Genomic DNA, 19827 nt, shown 5'->3' with positions numbered 1-19827 from the left:
TTATTTTAGTATATTTTCATAGTTGCTCTGAACTATGGAAATCAGTTGATACAATGTTTCTGTAACTGGTATATACATCCCTAACTCCTCAGCTTCTTTTACAACAGCACCATTAATAAATTGTATCTCTGTCAATCTTTTTGTCAATACATCTTGTGCCATTGATGGAATATGCTCATAATGCTCTATAAAATCAGCTTCCACTAATTCTATAACATTGTCCGCACTTGCTTTAATACCTTTTTTATTAGCTACTGAACTTACTTCCTGAACAATTCTATGAGCAAGTATTTTACCTTCCTCAGTCTTTCCAACATCTCCTAACTTAAGTTTTGTTATTGCAGTTAGAGCGTTACATGCTGAATTAAATGCAACTTTTTCCCAAATTGAAACAAACACATCCTTTGTAATAATACAATTAAAACCAGCGTTATCGAGTGCACTTTGAACTTCTTTTAATTCAGACGTCTCATAACCAATACTTGTCATTATTTTAGTTTGTCCTGTTCCATTTGACCTGATCTTTCCAGGGCTAATAAAATCACTTGGAAAGTTTGTTGTACCGATAATTATATTTTCAGCTCTTACGTACTCACGGATAATTTCATCATTACCTAATCCATTTTGCAATGACAGAACTAACGTATTATCATCTATAATTCTATGTATAGAATCTAGTGCTGATCGAGAGTGAATGGTTTTTGTAAAAAGAATTACTAAATCTGGTCTGAAATCTACTTTATCAGAAGTGCAAGCTTCAACTTTAATGTTCTTTTTTACTCCTAATAATTCTACTTCCAAGCCATTTTTATTGATTTCATCAATATGATCCTTGAATACATCAACCAGAGTTACATCGTTGCCTCTCTCTTTAAGCAAACCACCATATAAGCTTCCCATTGCGCCTGCACCTAGTACAAGTATTTTCAAGTGGTTTCCTCCTTTCTGAAGGTAGTAAATTTAATTGGTTAATCCTCGACACTCATTCTTTCTAATTTCGAAACATATTTATGATAATAATCTGAAACATATTCCTGGAGTTCAGACTTTTGATCATCAGATAGCTTCTTAAATCTCCCCTGAATACCTATATACTCTTCGATTGGTTTAAGGTCTTTCAACTTGGAGTTTATTGTTATTTTGCCTTCTTCATATTCGTATAATATCCACGCACCTGTTTCTACAGCAGATTTCGCCAATTGAATAGATTTGGAAGGTTCATATCTCCACCCTGTAGGACAAGGGGTCTGAATATGAATTAATGATGGTCCATCTGTATCTTTGGCCTTCTTTAATTTCTTTTTAAAGTCATTTAAGTTAGATAGGGATGCTGTGGCAGCGTATGGAATGTCGTGAGCCATTGCAATTTCCATAAGGTTTTTCTTGCCAGTTGGTTTTCCACTAGGAGTAGTTGTAGTACTTGCATAGTATGGAGTAGAACTGCTCCCCTGAATTCCTGTGTTCATATATGCCTCATTGTCATAGCAAATATACATTACCTTGTCTCTTCTCTCCCAGACTCCTGACAATGCTTGAAGACCTATGTCTACAGTAGCACCATCACCTGCAAAACCCAATACTGTTGTCTCAGTATTTCCTTTTGCATTTAGTGCCGCTCTTACACCCGCAGCACATGCTGCTGTATTTTCTAGATTGCCTTGAAATCCTGGAATCTTTAGTCCAGACTCATTCCCGAATCCTGAAAAAAGTGCGGAACAACCTGGTGGAATAATAATGATTGTGTCTTCACCTAAAACTTCCATGGTTTTTCTCATGATTAATTCTAGACCACAACCTGCACATGCACTATTACCATGCGAAACCAATCCTTTTGCTTCATGTTGTAAATCAAACATTCTTAATCACCTGCCTTATATTCATTGGATCTTCCTTCAGATCAATCCATTCTGTATGTTCTTTCCTAGTTCCTTTATTTAGCTCTAAAAGTTCGTTGAATATTTTTTCAATATTATCAACCGTAACATCTCGACCACCCAAGCCTCCGGCATAATGTCTAATATCACAATTTTCATCATGCATCATTGCAGTGACTTCGCTCCATACAGGACCACCCTGACCTCCTAAACCAGCGCTCCTATCAAATACACCTATTGTTTTCTTGCCCGCTAAAACTTGCTTAAGCCTTTCAACTGGGAATGGTCTGAATACTGTCATCTTTGCAAGTCCAACTTTTTTGCCTTCCCGTCTCATTTTATCAACTACATATTTGGCAGTTCCACACATTGAACCAAGAGCTATTAATACAACATCTGCATCTTCGGTCTTATATCCTTCTACAACATGTAATTTTCTGCCGAATTTTTCTTCAAACTCCTTCTGAATTTCTTCGATTACACCGATTGAAATATCCATGGAATGTTTTTGTTGATATCTCATTTCAGTGAACTCTTCCGGACCAGTCAAATCACAAATGAACATGGGATCACTTGTATCCAAGTATGTATTCTTCGCTTCATACGGTTCGATAAATGTGTCAACTACAGTTGAATCAGGCACATCCACTTTTTGTACTGAATGAGATAAAAAGAATCCATCTAGGCATACCATAGCTGGAGTCAATATTCTCTTATCTTCTGCAACTCTATATGCAGCTAAAGTTAAGTCTAAAACTTCTTGAACATCTTGGCAATAAAATTGTAACCAACCCATGTCCCTCTGAGCCATAGTATCTCCATGCTCACACCATAAAGTCCACGGTGCAGCAACACCTCTATTAACGACAGGCATAACTATTGGTACACGATTACCAGATGTCATGCTTAATACTTCGTGCATTAATGCTAATCCATTAGATGCCGTAGCTGTTGCTGCCCTAACTCCAGTTAACTGAGCTGTTGTAGCCAATGATAATGCCGAATGTTCTGATTCTACTCTTATGTACTCAGCTTTTAATTTGCCTGAAGCTACTAACTCTGATAATTTCTCAGATATAGAACTCTGAGGAGTGATTGGATATGCTGAAATCACTTGTACTTTCGCTAGTTTCATAGCCTCGACGGCAGCCTCGTTTCCATCTAGCATTTTATAGTTCATCAAAATCACCTCTTTCAGGAATCATTGTCATACATTTAGCAGGACATACGTTTACGCATATTCCACAGCCTTTACAATAATCAAAATTAAATACAACACATTCTTCCTCATCATTTTTGACATCAATTACATTAGTAGGACAGTGTCTTTCGCAAGTTCTGCATTTTATGCATTTTTCAAAATCCACAGAAGGTCTTTCAAGTCTCCAGTTACCAGTCGTTGCACTTCCAAAAACTGTAGCAACAGGGCCTAGAACACTAACTCTCTTTGATTCTTTCGTAAGCTTCTCTTGCTGCTTTTGCATTCTTATCACCTGCCTTTTCTCCAAAAGTCTTAACGATAGCTTTTTCAATTGACTCAATCCCAACTAAGCCTGTAGCAGCTAATGCACCCAACATTGATCCATTTGGGATTCCCACCCCTATGTGAGTTAATGCTACTTGTGTTGCATCAACATAATAAATCTTCTTGAAATTGAAAGATTTATATCTTTCAAGCACTTTTTCTTTATCAGTATTCAAAACTAAAACGCTACCCTCGTGTATCCCACTTGATATATCTACACCTTTGTTGATAATAGCGCTGTCCATAACTAATACTATATCAGGTTCATAGACAAATGAATTAATAAGTACTTTAACATCATCTATTATGATACTAGTATTAACTGGTGCTCCTCTTCTTTCGTGTCCGTAAGCTGGTACAGTTATAGCATAACGATCTTCGTACAATGATACAGCTTCAGACAGTATTTTCCCTGCTGTTACAACACCTTGACCCCCTAGACCATAAAACTTTATACGCTTCATTGTTAACCATCCTTTCATCATTTTGAACTAATCAATCCAAAATTAATTCAATATATTCAGAAAACGTTTCCTATGTTTAGTATAGTAAAACAATAAATCAATGTCAATATTTTTTTCACTATAGTGCACCGCGTTTCTTTATGTGAATTTTGAAGTGATTAAATGTTTTCATTTTCATTACCAAAATCTAAGAGTATGCAAAGATATAAATATTTAAATGGTTGGAGTCTACTTTAACAGTCAGCGCTTGACTACTTGTGTTCATCTATGCAATACTATTGATGTATTAATTATATTCAGTTTTGCCAATTAGCTTAATATATTGAATGAAAATAAGAGAAGGAGAACGCATTTATGAATATGAATGAAGACAAATATCTATTGAGTTCCGTTTATAATACTTTAAGTATTCTAGATTTGTTAAGCACTAACAATGAAATGGGAATCACTGAAATTAGTAACAGCACTGGATTAAGTAAGTCTAGCGTTTTTAGGATGATGTATACTCTGGAGAAGAAGGAATTTGTATATAAAACATCAACTTCGAAGTATCGATTAGGTATTAAGCTTGCTTACTATGGATCCATCGTTACTGAAAATCTTAATGTATTTAACGTGATAAAACCTTTTCTGCAAAGTCTACGTGATGTGCACAATGAAACTACACATCTTGGTATTTTAGATGAAGATTTAAATGTAATATTCATGGCCAAAGAACCAAGCACTGCGACTATTCAAATGACTTCGAAAGTTGGATATAAACTTCCCTTTTATATATCAGCTATGGGAAAAATACTTGCCGCTAATCGGATGGACCATCAGTTGCTAGAGAAACTAAAGAATTATAATTTTGTAAAATACACTAGTAACACTATAACTGAGTATGAAAAGATTATTGAGATGCTTAGTAAAGTAAGAGATCAAAATTACTCAGTTGATGAAGAAGAAAGTGAGGAAGGATTAACGTGTATAGCTGTTCCCGTCAGAGACTTTACAGGAAATACTGTTGCAGCAATAAGTATTTCAGGTCCTACCTTAAGAATAAAAAGGAACTGGGAGTATCTAATAAATGACCTCAAGTCAACAGGAGATGAAGCCTCTTTAATAATGGGTTATAGGGAATGAGTTTGATTTATACAATGAAGTTCAGTCCAAAATATTTTTCAATTAAGTGTAAAATTAATTGTTTAAGCAACAAGTTTATTAAAGGAACTGTATTTTGTGAATTATTCAAATACAATTGAAATAACTACAAAAGAAGCTGTCAAGAAAATAAAATCTCTTGACAGCTTCTTTTGTAGTATGATTTAATAAACATGTTAACCAAAATCCTATGATTCATAAATCTACTTATTAAATAAATCTTAAAGTCGGATACAAAATAAATTCTAGCCGTGTAATATAATTTATATGAATTCGATATTAAGCTTATTCAAGTTTAGTCTAAGGAAGTTATCTTGGATTCTTACGTTGAGCCTCCCTTTTCTACAATACTATCAATCAATCCATTATTAAGTTAACTTTTCCAAGCATCACTCAAATCTATGCATTTTACAAGTAGAAGAGTTGATAATCAATTCTAACATTTAGTATAGCTTTATTATTTAGACTCACTTCACAATAGTTAAGAGTTTTGAAAAATACACATTTTTTAAATGTGTATACCTATATATTTGATCCTTATGTCGAGCTAAACTGAGTCACTTAAGGATTTCAAATGATAAAACTAAAGTATAATTCAATTTCCATTTATTCTTAATTCCAGAGTACAGTATTTCCAGCTTTTAATCAGTTAAATTTTGGCTTAAAGTCATCCGACTACTAGCTCAATAAAAAAATACTCGCAAAGTAAAAAAGCACAATAACTATTAGTAAAGAGATGGTGATAATATGACAAGAAAAGCAAGAAATAGGATTCTTAGTATTCCAATTCCACTTGTAATTTTATTAGCAAGGCCCCTGGCGTTAACACTTAATCAATCGATTATACTAGCTACACTGATACTCACTTTAACATTGTGGGTAAACAAATCTGTTAATAGATCATACGCTTCATTGTTTATGTTGCTTGTTTTTATAGTATTCGGAGAAACCCCAGTTACTAGAGTATTGACTTTCCCTTTGTCGGAAAACTTTCTACTGATTATTTTTTCATTCCTTTTTTCTGAAGGAATTGTAAAAAGCAAGTTGATCGACAAACTGCTTAAACCGTATATAGGTTATTATGCAACTACTCTTCCGAAATTACTGATGACTATATGGATAGTTGCTCTAGGTATGATTTTTATTGTACCTCAACCATTCGCAAGATTAATACTAGTCGCAACAATATTTAGAGAGTACCTAGATCGACTAGATATAAGTATGAAATCAAAAGAATTACTCCTCTTCTCTGTTTTTTTGATTTCAATAATTACAAATACTTTTTTCTTAAAGGGTGATATCATTATGCATCCTGCCCTAATCAATATGTCCGGGATTTTGATAAATGAGTATCAGTGGACGAAATTTTTGCTTCCACCTGGTGTTTTAATGTTAATTTTTACAATGGTTGTATATACTAGGTTCTTTAAGAGTCATTTAGAGAACTATAGAGTTGAAATTTCAAATAAACCTATAATAAGACTTGATTCTACTGACAAAGTAAACCTTATTCTAATAATACTACCACTAGTATTTTGGGCTTTAGATGGACTTCACCCAATTTCTGGAACTAATGTCATCTTATTTGGTGTTCTACTAATGTTCCTTGTTAAAATTCTGGTGTTTAAAGACTTGAAAACAATTCAATGGCCATTATTAATATTCTTAACAGCTACGTTTTCTATTGGACCTGTTATGTTAACAAGTGGTACAGCTAATATACTTTTTGGTAGTTTAACACCTGTTTTTCCTAAAGAATTTTCTCTATTAATGATTTTATCGGTAGTTGTTACATCTATGTTAATTCACATGATACTTGGTAGCATTGTAACATCAATGTCTATTATACTGCCAGGAATAGCATTATTAACAACTGGGATAATGGCGCCTGAATTAGTAGCATTTCTTGTATTCGTGACATTGGCTTTGCATTTTATTTTACCATTCCATAGCGTCCATTTCGTCATTGGTGAAGGTTTAGGCTTCTTCAGTCAAGAAACAGTATTTAGAACAGGAATAATAATGACAGGAATAATTTTTATTTCAATATTCACTCTTTACTTACCTTGGTGGAATTTTATTAACTTATTCTAGAGTCGAACGTTGCTTGAGGTCCAAGTATGTGAACCGGTATTTATGTAATTCAGCAAATCACTCAAAATCTGATGCTTAACTTCGATATATAATCGGTTAAGCATCTTTTATTTTATTTTTCAATTAAAATTAAAACAAAGAATTATAATACTAAACATTGTCATTAATACACTATATCCTTTTCATAAAACCTTAAAATTGGATATTCTTGTTAATCAGTACTTGCAATCCGGCATATAGTTTACCACAATTCCGGACAAGGATACCATCTAGTATTTATGCCGCGAATGCCTCTTAATAATAAGCTAGGGCATGTTAGGCTTACGCCCCAAGCATCCTTTGTTCTCAAGTAGATGTCATGATGCCTTTAGACCTACCTTAAGAGGGTCGTTGTCAGGAGGACCGTGGAATAAATGCGGTATCGAGTTACAGGATTAACGGTATTATAGTTCCGAACTAGTGGTACAATCTTGACCGGTATACTCAAACATGCGAGAGAGACAATTAATTAGAGTAAACATTGTATTATGTTATGTATACTTTTTATTGATCACTTAATCTCCTATTGACAACGATTCTTTGTATGTCTTCAGGAGCGGCATGGAATCCGCCCCCTACAATTATTTACAATGATTCTTTGTCAGTCAATAATGATTTTATGAATTTCAGGGTAAATATACTGTGATAGTAGAACTTATAGCTGTTACATATGTTTTCCTTATGAAAGGAAGCGATTGTAGTGTCTGCTGAAAAAAGAATCAATCCACTAATTCCAATTCTTGTTATTCCCATTGCAGGATTGGTATTACTTAATCTGGCTTTTGCATTTACAGCCGCCATTAGGTATTGTTTCTTCATACTTTCTAATCCCGGTGGTATTGGTGAGCCTTTCTATATGCCAAGGCTATTTCATGTAATTACACCGCTGATTTTTATGTTTATTTCGTTCCTGGTACTTAGCAACAAGAAATTAAAAGACATTTACAAGGCAACATTTTCTGTTGTACCAACAGCTGTAGCTCTTGTTTATACCGGGATATTCCTGTACAACTGGCCCGTTGCTGTTTATGGCGTGAGCGGATTGATAGTGTTTGGAATTTTCTTTTATCTCTACAAGACCAAACGCCACTGGATGTACTACTATGCTGTTGCCTTAATATCCGCTGCACTTTTGTATATGCAGATAAGTGGAATTGATATTTGATTTTATTTTCCAATGATAGCTATGTTAATGTATACTGTAATTAATAGATGATACCAAGAATAAAGGAGGAATTGCCTTGTCAGAGATATTGTTGCATGTAACCAGAGGCGGTAGAGTTGAAAACATACATCGAGGGGATATTGCAGTTGTTGATTACAAAGGAAAAATAATTGCAAGCTTTGGAGATCCCTACAAGAGAACCTTTCTGCGTTCCAGTGCAAAACCTTTGCAGACCCTGGTAGTAATTGAGACTGGAGCTGAAAAGGAATATGGAATAACAAAAAAGGAACTTGCTGTGATGTGTGCTTCACATTATGCTGAGGATTTTCATATTGATGCGGTGAGCTCAGTTCTTCGCAAGCTCGACTTGGGCGAAGATGATCTTCTGTGCGGACACAGTTATTCCCTGAATGACAAAGTTACAAGACAGTTGATAAGAGATGGGAGAAAGGCTAGAAAGATCTTTAACACCTGCTCTGGCAAACATTCCGGAATGCTTGCTGTGTCAAGGAAGCTGGACCTTCCACTTGATACTTACAACATGCTTCAACACCCACTTCAGCAGATGACCCTTGATACCATTGCTGAGGTATGTGAAATGGACAGAGACGACATTGGGGTTGGAATCGACGGCTGCGGAGTTCCAGTTGTTGAAATGCCCTTATACAACATGGCCCTTTCTTACGCAAAGCTGGTACACTCATCTGTCTTTGATGAAAAAAGGAAAGCAGCAGCGGATCTTGTTGTTGAATCAATGATGGAATATCCTGAGATGGTTGCTGGTACCGGTGGATTCTGTACCGAATTGATGAAAAACACCAATGGAAAGTTGATGGGCAAGCTTGGAGCTGATGGCGTATATTGCATCGGCATGGTTGAGCAGGGAGTTGGAATTGCAATTAAAATTGAAAATGGTAATTACAATGTGATTTCCAGTGCTGTGATGGATATTCTAAAGCAGATGGAATATCTGGATCAGGAAGATATGAGTGCTCTCAAATCATTCCATATAATCGATAATATAAACACCCTTAAGGAAAAGGTTGGGGAGATTAAGCCTGTATTTGAGTTGGATATGAAAGTTTAAATTTTAATAACTAACGCACCTAGGTATAAATAATACCTGGTGCGTTTTTATATCTTCTATTATTCTAAAGTACATACTCCAGCTGACAATCATACGGTTCCTTATCAACATGCTCCTTATTGTATTCCAAGGCTTCAACACAACCGACTGATCTATAGAAACCTTGTGTTTCTACTGAGGAGTGAGCGGAAATATAAAGCTTCTTGGCTCCTTTTTCCCTTGCCCAGGTGGTGGACATTTCAAACAGGACCTTGCCTATTCCATGACCTCTCATATCCTCTGAAACATGGAGGCTTGACAGGTCCAGATACTCCTTGTCCGATCCCAAAAATTCAGACTCAACGGAAGCAAAGCCTTTGAGCTTGTCTTTATGAAAGACACCTATTACAATACCACCTGTTTTTGATGTATTTTTTAGGTATCCCGAGAGTAGGGAGTACTCCTTATCCGACCAGTCATCAACAAATTCTATGTCCTTCATAAGCCATTCCCCTTCAATCTTTCTCCAACACTTAGTCACCTTCTGATGGCGGATAAAATTGGTGAACATTTCACGGGTTATCTCTTCTGCTCGCAACACTTTGTACTCAATCTCTTTTCTCATTAAGCTTCTACTCCTAACGTTTTAAATTCAACAATTTTTCAACTTCCTCAACTGGCATTGGTCTGTAAAAAAAGAATCCTTGAGCTTCATCACATGCTCTATCCCTTAGAAAATCAAGCTGACCCTTCTTCTCAACACCTTCTGCTATTATCTTTAATCCAAGGCTTTTGGCCAGATTGATTATCACCGTTGCTATTGACTTGTCCTTGCTGTCCTTATCTATTCCCTGAACAAATTCCATTGCCATCTTTAGCTTGTCCACTGGTAGTTCTTTGAGTCTACTTAGGGATGAGTACTCTGTTCCAAAGTCATCTATTGCAATTGATACTCCAAGGCTCTTTAAGCTTTCCAAGACTCCTATTATATAGTCTGGTCCCTGGATGGCTATTGACTCTGTTATTTCAAGCTCCAGATACTTGGGTTCCAGTTTGCTCTCCTTCAATGCTTCTGCTACAACTTCAACAAGCTGTGATCCTCTAAATTGTTCCACTGATATATTTACTGCCACTGCTATTGGATCATATCCTTTTTGCTGCCAGGTTTTATTTTGTTTGCTGGCTGTCTTTATTACCCATTCTCCGATGGACTGGATTAGTCCTGTCTGCTCTGCCATCGGTATAAATACTCCAGGCGATATAATTCCCCTTTCTGGATGTATCCACCTTATAAGAGCTTCAAGTCCTATTATCTCTCCTGTTTCAATACTTAATTGTGGCTGATAAAAAAGTACGAGCTCTTCTCTTTCCAATGCCCTGTAAAGATCATTCGATAGCTGAACTTTTTCCCTTATTTCTTCCTTCATTATTGGTGTGCAGAATGTATATCTGTTTCTGCCTTTGTTCTTTGATTCATACATTGCAAGGTCTGAATTCTTTATCAGGGTTTCTGAATCCTCACCATCTAGTGGATACACTGCAACTCCACTGCTTGCCGTAACATAAAAATCCTGTCCATTTATTGTTACCGGCTCTTCAAATGCTTTCATTATCTTTTCTGTTGCTTTTCTGATATCTTCTAGATTTTTCATCTGGGGAAGCATGATTAGGAATTCATCTCCTCCAAACCTGCATGCCATATCTGATTCTCTGAGAAGGTTTGTCAATCTGTCTCCAATTGTTATAAGCAGTTTGTCACCCGCCTCATGACCCAAGCTATCGTTTATGGATTTGAAGAGGTCAAGGTCAAGAAATAGTACTCCCACTAATTTCTCATTTCTTTTTGCCAATTTGAGCATCTGATCTAGCTCCATGTTAAAGTATATTCTGTTTGGTAGATTTGTCAGATTATCATAATATGCCATCTGATTGATTCTTTTCTCGGCTTCAATCTTTACCAGAGCATCTGAGATTATGTTGGCGAGTATCTGAAGAACCGCCTGATGTTCCAGCTCCCAGGTCTTCTCGCTTCTTGAAACATCAAATCCAAGAAATCCAATCAAACGATCCTTATCATGCATAGCTACTGATATGAGAGACTTTATATGCTGGTTTTGCATAAATTGCTTAACCGAGACTGCTTCATCAGGAAGATTGTCTACGTCTCTAATAAAAACCCTGTTGTTATTTTGAAGCTTTTCCATCCACCATGGATAGTCATTGATGGATAGCGTTTCAGTTTTACCCTTAGCTGGCGAATTTCCCTCACCAAACCATTCATTAGAGTAATATGCTTCTGACATATCATTTGAAAATCTAAACATGAATGAATGCTCTATTCCAAAAAATGTTCCACACAGCTTAAAGACATCATTAATCTTTTCGTTTATATTCATTGGATTTGCTCCTGCAAATTCTGAAGATATTCTGGATATCTCTCTTTGAATTTCTATTTGCTTTTCATGATCTGCAAGTCTTTTTCGATATGTCTTATTTACATATGAAGCTAGTGCAGCAATCACAAAATACATTGTAATATGTGATGTGTACTCAAAAGCACCCACAGTTATCTCTGAAACTGGTTCTGTCGTCAATGACCAAAAGTGATACAATAATGTAATTGCCAAAGTCGAGTAAAAAAAACTTTTCTGCCTAAACATTACACTTGCAGTGAGAAAAATAATTGGTATTGGCCAAACGGCATTATTACCATAGTGCCTAGTAAAGTACAATAGTATCAGTACAATGAAAACAGGCAACAAAATCAAAAGAATTGTATCTTGTTTTGCACTAGAGACTTGTAATAGTGGGATAAGTCTAATTGTAATACCAAACACTAATATCACTAAACTCATTGTAAGGATTGATTGAATTTTTATCATTTCGTGAGAGTAAAACATTATGTTTAGAACACTTCCTGCTATTACAGCATATGAGAGATAGTTGTAGAACTGAGTTCTCCTTTCATAGACAAATAAGTCTTTGTCTTCATATCCTTTCTCATTGTGAGCACCCATTAAATTTTGTTTTCTAATGGAATAGTTTATTCCTGCCAATGGAAAACATGCAAATAGAACACTCAACTGAGGCAATTGATGAAACATAGTATCTATGATAAATCCCCCAAGGATTCCCATGGTGAACGTAATGCTTATAATATGCACAATTCTTTTTCTTCTTTTATCATTTGCTACATTTTCCCAGGTCCATATTGTAATTAAACTGAGCAATGAAAACAAGAGATAGTAAGAATTGAAAAAGATGTCCCCAATACTTCCAGTTGGAACATTAACCCAACCTGTTTTTATTTGGATTAAATTGTATTGGGTTATAGCAACCGGGCTATAGAGACCAAAAAACAAGATATTTACTAGAACTGGAAGATATAAAAATATATATGTCATTTTTGACTTCAATAGATTTGCTCTGCCAGTTAACATTAGTAAATAGTGTAACAACAAGCTATAAAGGACGCCCCATCCAAGCGATCCTGCTCTTCTCCACAATATGGCAGTCTCGTAGTTCGGAGCAACATTTCCCATTGCAATTGCAAATGCCCATACACAAAGAAAAATGCTGATTAAGAAGAACATCCTATTCATTTTGGAACTAGGGTTTAATGAAAGTGTGTATGTACCAAAAATTCCATATATAATTAAAAAAGCGAATACTATGATTGAAATTATTTCTGCTTGTGCATTCATATTATCTCCTAGCTATAGTATTTTTTCGACTTCCTCAACTGGCATTGGTCTGTAAAAATAATATCCTTGAGCTTCATCACATGCTCTGTCCCTTAGAAAATCAAGCTGCCCCTTCTTCTCTACACCCTCTGCTATTACCCTTAATCCAAGGCTTTTGGCCAAATTGATTATCACTGTTGCTATTGCCTTGTCCTTGCTGTCCTTATCTATTCCCTGAACAAATTCCATTGCCATCTTTAGCTTGTCCACTGGTAGCTCTTTGAGTCTGCTTAGGGATGAGTACTCTGTTCCAAAATCATCTATTGCAATTGATACTCCCAGGCTCTTTAATCTTTCCAAGACTCCTATTATATAGTCTGGTTCCTGGATGGCTATTGACTCTGTTATTTCAAGCTCCAGGTACTGGGGTTCCAATTTGCTCTCCTTCAATGCTTCTGATACAACTTCGACAAGCTGTGATCCTCTAAATTGTTCCACTGATATATTTACTGCCACTGCTACTGGATCATATCCTTCTTGCTGCCAGATTTTATTCTGTCTGCTGGCTGTCTTTATTACCCAATCTCCAATGGACTGGATTAGTCCTGTCTGCTCTGCCATTGGTATGAATACTCCCGGGGATATCATTCCTCTTTCTGGATGCATCCACCTTATGAGGGCTTCAAGTCCTATTATCTTTCCTGTTTCGATACTTAGCTGTGGCTGGTAATAAAGTACGAGCTCTTCTCTTTCCAATGCCCTGTAAAGGTCATTCGATAGCTGGACCTTTTCCCTTATTTCTTCCTTCATTATTGGTGTGCAGAATGTGTATCTGTTTTTCCCCTTGCTCTTTGACTCATACATTGCAAGGTCTGCATTTTTTACAAGGGTTTCTGAATCCTCTCCATCAAGTGGATATACTGCAACTCCACTACTTGCAGTAACATAAAAATCCTGTCCATCTATTGTTACCGGCTCTTCAAATGCCCTCATTATCTTTTCTGTTGCTTTTCTTATGTTTTCATGGTTTTTCATGTGGGGAAGCATGATTAGAAATTCATCTCCTCCAAACCTGCATGCCATATCTGATTCTCTGAGAAGGCTTGTCAATCTCTCTCCAATTGTTACAAGCAGTTTGTCACCCGCCTCATGACCCAAGCTATCATTTATGGATTTGAAGAGGTCAAGGTCAAGAAATAGTACTCCAACTAATCTCTCATTTCTTTTTGCCAATTTGAGCATCTGATCCAGCTCCATGTTAAAGTATATTCTGTTTGGCAGATTAGTGAGATTGTCATAATATGCCATCTGATTGATTTTCTTCTCGGCTTCAATCTTTACAAGGGCATCTGATATCATGTTGGTGAGTATCTGCAGAACTTCTTGATGCTCCGGTTTCCAGACACTTTTCTTTCTTATGGCATTAAATCCTAGAATTCCTAGTGTTTTATTCTGATTTACTATACTAATTGAACTCATTGACTTAATATTTTGCCTAGTCATTAGTTGTCTCTCTTCTTGGGCTTCTAAGGGTAACTCAGCCAATTCACTTATATGCATAGTTGTATTTGATTTAAGCTGTTTCATCCACCATGGAAAGTCATTGACATTTAGTGTTTCCATTCTCCCTTTAGTAGGAGGAATTCCATCAGCACACCACTCGTTTGTGTAATGTGCTACTGACATGTCATTTGATAACCTAAACATGAATGCATGATCTATTCCAAAGAATGTACCACACATTCTTAGAACATCATCTATTCTTGCATCAATATTTTCAGAATTAATGCCAACAAATTCCGAAGAAATTCTGGAAACTTCTCTTTGAACTTCTATTTGTTTTTCGTGTTCATCTAATCTTTGGCGATAGATATGACTTATGTAATAGACTATACCTGCCAGCAGAAAGTAAATTGCTAATCGCTGCTGGTAGTCAACTCTTCCTATTGTTACAACAAAACTACCATTTCTTGCAGCTGATACAGTTTCAACCAGAGCAGCAGATACTAATGTCATAATTAAAACTATCCTATTATTAAACACTATTGAAAGAATCATTAGGAAGATAGGCACAGACCAAATAACACTGTTATAACCGTATTGCATATAGTGTAAATACAGTATTGGAGTAACTAGCGCCATAACAATTCCCAATTGTATATCTTGAGAACGTTCATCCTTGCCAGAGTGAGGCATAATTCTCAAATACACTCCTATGAAAAGAACAATACCACTAAATTTTAATACACTAGTAATTTCTTTGCCAATCATAATATAATCCAATATCACATAAGAAATGCTCCCTGCTATAAACACATAGGATATCATTTTAAAAAAATTCATCCTTTTTTCTTTTGTGAAGATATTTCCTGCAATAAAAACGTCTGTTTGACTTTCATCTTGGATAATCCCATGTTTTTTAAAGACCAGGATTATAGATGAAATTGGTATCAAGGAAAACACTACTCCCATATTTAGCTTGGGATCTAGAATTGAGCTTGTAAAAAAAAGATCTGTCAAACTTCCTAAGGTTATTCCTAATAGCATTGTAATGGTTATTAAAACAGCTGTTCCCTTTGCTCTATTCTCTTTTCTAATTCTATCCCAAGTCCAGATTACAATGAAACCAGCTATTGTAAAAGCAAGGTAATATGTATAGAAATAGATATTTAATATCCCTCCTGTGGAAGCATCCACCCATCCTGAACTTGTCTGAATGACATTAAATCCAGTTGCCGCTGTTTTGGTGTTAATACCAAAGTAAAATATATTGATAAGAGCTGGAAAATAGAGGATTACATATGTCATTTTGTTTTCTAATAGTTTGTATCTATTGGTAAGAATTAAGAAGAAATGCAAAAGAATGCTATACATTATTCCCCATCCCAGAGAGCTAACTCTGTGCCACATCAAAGCTTCATGATATGTTGTTGCAGATGTGGCAATGCTATAGCTGAAAGCCCATATCCCCAAGGATATGGTCATGAGGAAGAAAATCTGATTTAGCTTACTTTCAACACTTTGTGTAAGAATGTATACCCCAACAAGAATATATGTGGTTGCAGCTGCATAAAAAATAATTGAATATATCTCATTTAATGGTAACTCTCTTAGCATTACATAACGGCCTCCCTTCTAGATATATGGTAAACCCCTCTTAAAGATTAATACATCTAAGTATATAGTAATATTTGTAAATAATAAACATAATTCTTTGAAAAATGTGTATTTTATTGATATTGGAGATATTTAACAAAACTAAAGTTCACGCTATACATATACATTTCTAATAATTGTTAATTTTGTAGTTAATACAAAACACACCAGTTCAATAAATCGTCAACTGGTGTGTTTTGCTTAATTCATATGCTCTTTTTATACTGGTACACTTAACTTAAGTAATATAGATTTCAGGTTATAATCTTGTTAATTAAGCTTCTACTCCAGTGCCGTAAGTCGTGGGTTCTACTCCAGCGCCGTAAGTCGTGGGTCCAATGCTCCCTTTCTGTCGCTTTGAACCTCACCGACTCTGGCCGTCAAATCCAATCCAATCAAGCATCGCTAAACTTGCTTAATTGGGGATTTTTGACATGAGACCTGTCTATGCTTTGAGATGTTGTACTCCTCAAAGCATGTCTAGGGCTTCAACAGGGGTAGTACCAACAGCTCAACTAAGTCATTTAGTGACTTGTTTCGCTGGGTTCTACTCCCAGTCTCTCCTCAACATTCTTTAGCATTTTTACAATTGGAAGATTGTAAGGGCATCTTGATTCGCACAAGCCACATTCAATACAATCCTTTGCGCTGATTTCAAATCCACGGTATCTATCTATAGCCCAATCCTGAAGATTATATCTTGAATAGTATCCCTCAAGTATAAACTGGGTAGGTATATCTATTCCTACGGTACATGGTGCACAATAACCACATCTTCTGCAGAATTCCTCTCCAAGAGTATCTGCTTCCTTCATCAACATGCTTCTTTCATCGTCTGTCAGGGGTCTCATTACATTTCCTGCTCTGGCATTCTCTATTACCTGTTCAACTGAATCCATGCCTGGTATTGCAACGGTAATATCCTTATTCTCCATTATGAACCTAAGTGAAAGTTCCCCTTTTGAGATTGCTCCTCCAGCAAGGGGCTTCATTACAATAACGCCCAGGTTGTTCTCCTTAGCCTTCTTAAAGACTGGTTCTCCCTGCTTTTCAACTGGATTATACGGATACTGAATGGTGCTGAATTCTCCTGTATCTATTGCTATGTCCAAAAGCTCAACACTATGGCTAGTTATCCCGATTTCCTTAATGATTCCCTTTGCCTTGTACTCCTTGATGGCTTTAAGGGCACCGTTTTCTCCCATAACGGTTTCAAGGTCCTCTTTCTTGCTGACGTTATGAAACTGGAAAAGGTCTATGTAGTCAGTTCTTAAATTTTTCAGACTGGTTTCGAATTCTTCAACTACGGCATCATAGGTTTTTGCCATGGACTTGGTTGCAAGAATGAATTTATCTCTTCCAATTCTCTCCAGGGCGATTCCTAAGAGGCTTTCACTTTCCATATAGCCTCTTGCTGTATCAATAAAGTTGATTCCTTGCTTATGTGCTTCCACTAGAAGCTCATATGCAGTTTCTTCATCTACCCTTTGGATTGGTATTCCACCAAATCCAATTGCCGAAACTTCAAAGTTCGTTCTGCCCAATATCCTCTTTTCCATCCTATAATTCACACCCTTCTATTATTCAATCCTGATTTTTAAAGTACGATTATATTATATCACATTGAAAGTTTTCACTGAATAAATGATAGTATTCATTGTCAAAAACTTGAGTATATCCAAAAATCCTAACGTCCTACTAGATATTGCAAGTATGGTGATTCCAATGGTAATATCATTACTGTTTCACCATTTATAGTTGTTTTGTAGGATTCCAAGGATCGGTACATATTGAAGAATTCTGCATCCTTGCTGTATGACAAGTTATAAATCCTGGCTGCTTCTTTCTCGCCCTCAGCCTCGATAGTTTTTGCATCTGCTTTTGCTGTCGCTAGCATTTCTGCTACTTGCCTATCTGTATCAGCAACTATTTTAAGAGCTTCTGCATCACCTTGTGAAAGGTACTCTTGTGCCGTAGATTCACGTTCTGAAATCATTCTCTGATATACCGATTCCTCATTGGAAACTGGAAGATCTACTCTTTTCATTTTAATATCAACAAGTTCAATACCGCTTAGGTTGCGGTCTAGGGTTTCATTAACTTGCACATTTACAATCTCATCAAAACCACCACGGCTATCTTTTTTATCATTAATAATATCTCCGTAGTTCATTTTACCAAGTTCTGTTCTGATGCTTGAATAAACTATATCTCCTAATCTGCTTTCAGCAGCATTTAGAGTCCTTAATGATTCTATCATTTGTTTTGGATCAGTTACTCTCCAAAGACTATAATAGTCAACCATCATCCTCTTTTTATCCAAGGTGTTGATTTCTGCAGGAGGCACATCATAAAACAGAATTTTTTTTGGTAGTGTACCAATAGTTTGTACAAAAGGTATTTTAAATCTAAGCCCTGGTGAATCTTCAACTTTTACGATTTCACCAAATTGACGAACTACCACATACTCATCCATTTTTACTACATATAGATTGCTCTTAACAAACAATCCAAGAAGGATTACTATAACCAGTATTGGAACAATATATGATAGACCTTTTAGAAGATCTTCAGGAGCTTGCCCAGCATCCTGATTTGAAGCTTCTTCTCTTGGCTTAGATGCGTTTAAATCATCAAACAATTTTTTCAGCATTCTCATTAAATCATTCACTATAACTACCTCCTTGTCTTACTTGATCCAGAGGTAAGTATTTTACTGTGCTAGACCCTTGGTTCTCTTGCATTACATATATTTGAACATCTGGTAAAACTTGCTCCAGTGTTTCTATCATAAGACGGTCACTTGTTATATCTTTGTTGTTAACATACTCTGAGTAAATTGCATCAAACTGTGCAACATCTCCACGGGCTTGCTCAATTCTGCTGACCTTAACACCTTCTGCCTCACTAATCAAAGCAGCCTTTTGCCCTTCGGCGGTATTGATTTTTTCATTTTTATAGCGATTAGCTTGGTTTATTTTTGTGATTCTCTCCTCACGAGCTGAAGCGACTTTCTTGAAAGCATCACTAACTTCATCTGTAGGAAGGTCTACATCTTGTAGGTTTACATTTCTAATTGCAATACCAATATCATATGCTTCTACCATTTCAACTAAGCTATCACGTATATCATTCATAATACGAGTACGTCCATCAGTTAATGCATCATCTACAAGTGAACTGCCAATTACCCCTCTTAAGGTAGATGAAGTTGCATTTGATAGGATGTTAACAGGATCCTGGGAATTGTATATAAATGCAATTGGATCTACAACTTGCCATTGTACTTCCAAATCTGCAAGGATAATATTCTCATCCCCTGTGATCATTTTTGACTCTTGTTCCATTACTGTGATTCCATCTGCTCTTTCTTCATAACCCAGGGTCAGGGAAAAAGTCTCTCTTGAAACTTTTTTAACTGTTTGTATAGGGTAAGGTAGCTTAAATCTTAGTCCAGGGGATACTATTTCCGTGCTAGGTTTTCCAAATGTTACAAGCACAGCGTATTCCGTCTGGTCAACGGTGTAAAAACTTGTAGTAGCAAGTACTAGGAGTAACCCTACTAGCAGCACTACAAATGTCACTTTTGCATAGTTTTTTGACATGTAATTCCTCCCT

Annotated in this window: 16 protein-coding genes; 4 read left to right on the top strand and 12 right to left on the bottom strand. The window is 36.1% G+C overall.

The genetic code is table 11. The features are described from left to right. Genes ACOEN1_RS04985 through ACOEN1_RS04965 form a run of 5 tightly spaced genes read right to left on the bottom strand, consistent with a single transcriptional unit; the run spans position 1 to position 3863 of the window. Entirely contained in the window at positions 1–930 is a 930-nt protein-coding gene (locus tag ACOEN1_RS04985; protein ID WP_422485383.1) for a ketopantoate reductase family protein, read from the bottom strand. 38 nt (positions 931–968) lie between these two features. Further along, complete coding sequence (locus tag ACOEN1_RS04980; protein ID WP_422485382.1) at positions 969–1856, bottom strand: thiamine pyrophosphate-dependent enzyme; 888 nt, start codon at positions 1854–1856, stop codon at positions 969–971. After that, positions 1849–3054 carry a pyruvate ferredoxin oxidoreductase gene (gene porA, locus ACOEN1_RS04975; protein ID WP_422485381.1) on the bottom strand — a complete coding sequence of 402 codons (1206 nt, stop codon included), beginning with the start codon at positions 3052–3054 and terminating at the stop codon, positions 1849–1851. The genes ACOEN1_RS04980 and porA overlap by 8 nt, the downstream gene beginning before the upstream one ends. After that, positions 3044–3358, bottom strand: a complete 315-nt coding sequence (locus ACOEN1_RS04970; protein WP_422485429.1) for a 4Fe-4S binding protein — start codon at positions 3356–3358, stop codon at positions 3044–3046. Before ACOEN1_RS04970 ends, porA begins: the two co-directional genes overlap by 11 nt. Further along, complete coding sequence (locus tag ACOEN1_RS04965; protein ID WP_422485380.1) at positions 3312–3863, bottom strand: 2-oxoacid:acceptor oxidoreductase family protein; 552 nt, start codon at positions 3861–3863, stop codon at positions 3312–3314. Before ACOEN1_RS04965 ends, ACOEN1_RS04970 begins: the two co-directional genes overlap by 47 nt. 354 nt (positions 3864–4217) lie before the next feature. Between ACOEN1_RS04965 and ACOEN1_RS04960 the strand changes: the two genes are divergently transcribed. Beyond that, positions 4218–4988 carry an IclR family transcriptional regulator gene (locus tag ACOEN1_RS04960; RefSeq protein ID WP_422485379.1) on the top strand — a complete coding sequence of 257 codons (771 nt, stop codon included), beginning with the start codon at positions 4218–4220 and terminating at the stop codon, positions 4986–4988. A gap of 765 nt (positions 4989–5753) precedes the next feature. Then, entirely contained in the window at positions 5754–7100 is a 1347-nt protein-coding gene (locus ACOEN1_RS04955) for an SLC13 family permease (protein WP_422485378.1), read from the top strand. Positions 7101–7724: 624 nt separating this feature from the next. Here the strand turns inward: ACOEN1_RS04955 and ACOEN1_RS04950 are convergent. Then, positions 7725–7958: a hypothetical protein gene (locus tag ACOEN1_RS04950; RefSeq protein WP_422485376.1), complete on the bottom strand. Its 234-nt coding sequence runs from the start codon at positions 7956–7958 to the stop codon at positions 7725–7727. Positions 7959–7995: 37 nt separating this feature from the next. Here ACOEN1_RS04950 and ACOEN1_RS04945 point away from each other — a divergent pair, with 37 nt between their 5' ends. Both ACOEN1_RS04945 and ACOEN1_RS04940 read left to right on the top strand, forming a co-directional pair. Continuing rightward, entirely contained in the window at positions 7996–8304 is a 309-nt protein-coding gene (locus ACOEN1_RS04945; RefSeq protein ID WP_422485375.1) for a hypothetical protein, read from the top strand. Positions 8305–8380: 76 nt separating this feature from the next. After that, complete coding sequence (locus ACOEN1_RS04940) at positions 8381–9391, top strand: asparaginase (protein ID WP_422485374.1); 1011 nt, start codon at positions 8381–8383, stop codon at positions 9389–9391. A 64-nt stretch (positions 9392–9455) separates the two neighbouring features. On the opposite strand, the gene ACOEN1_RS04935 is transcribed toward ACOEN1_RS04940, so the two are convergent. The 6 genes from ACOEN1_RS04935 to hflK form a co-directional block, all read right to left on the bottom strand. Then, positions 9456–9995, bottom strand: a complete 540-nt coding sequence (locus ACOEN1_RS04935) for a GNAT family N-acetyltransferase (protein ID WP_422485372.1) — start codon at positions 9993–9995, stop codon at positions 9456–9458. Positions 9996–10008: 13 nt separating this feature from the next. Beyond that, positions 10009–13074, bottom strand: a complete 3066-nt coding sequence (locus tag ACOEN1_RS04930) for a putative bifunctional diguanylate cyclase/phosphodiesterase (protein WP_422485371.1) — start codon at positions 13072–13074, stop codon at positions 10009–10011. A 12-nt stretch (positions 13075–13086) separates the two neighbouring features. After that, entirely contained in the window at positions 13087–16170 is a 3084-nt protein-coding gene (locus ACOEN1_RS04925) for an EAL domain-containing protein (protein WP_422485370.1), read from the bottom strand. 563 nt (positions 16171–16733) lie between these two features. After that, on the bottom strand, positions 16734–17780 hold the full coding sequence (locus tag ACOEN1_RS04920; protein WP_422485369.1) for an aldo/keto reductase: 1047 nt from the start codon (positions 17778–17780) through the stop codon (positions 16734–16736). A 116-nt stretch (positions 17781–17896) separates the two neighbouring features. Next, the gene (gene hflC, locus ACOEN1_RS04915) at positions 17897–18880 is read right to left on the bottom strand and encodes a protease modulator HflC (protein WP_422485368.1); all 984 of its coding nucleotides are present in this window, start codon (positions 18878–18880) and stop codon (positions 17897–17899) included. Beyond that, positions 18873–19814 (bottom strand): FtsH protease activity modulator HflK, encoded by a 942-nt coding sequence (gene hflK / locus ACOEN1_RS04910; protein ID WP_422485367.1) that lies wholly within the window; start codon positions 19812–19814, stop codon positions 18873–18875. Before hflK ends, hflC begins: the two co-directional genes overlap by 8 nt. Positions 19815–19827: the final 13 nt, after the last annotated feature.

The organism is Gudongella sp. DL1XJH-153 (assembly GCF_049310905.1).
Lineage (GTDB): Bacteria > Bacillota > Clostridia > Tissierellales > Tissierellaceae > Gudongella.
The sequence above is the reverse complement of the archived record's forward strand: the minus strand, read 5'-3'. Positions and strand labels throughout refer to the sequence as shown.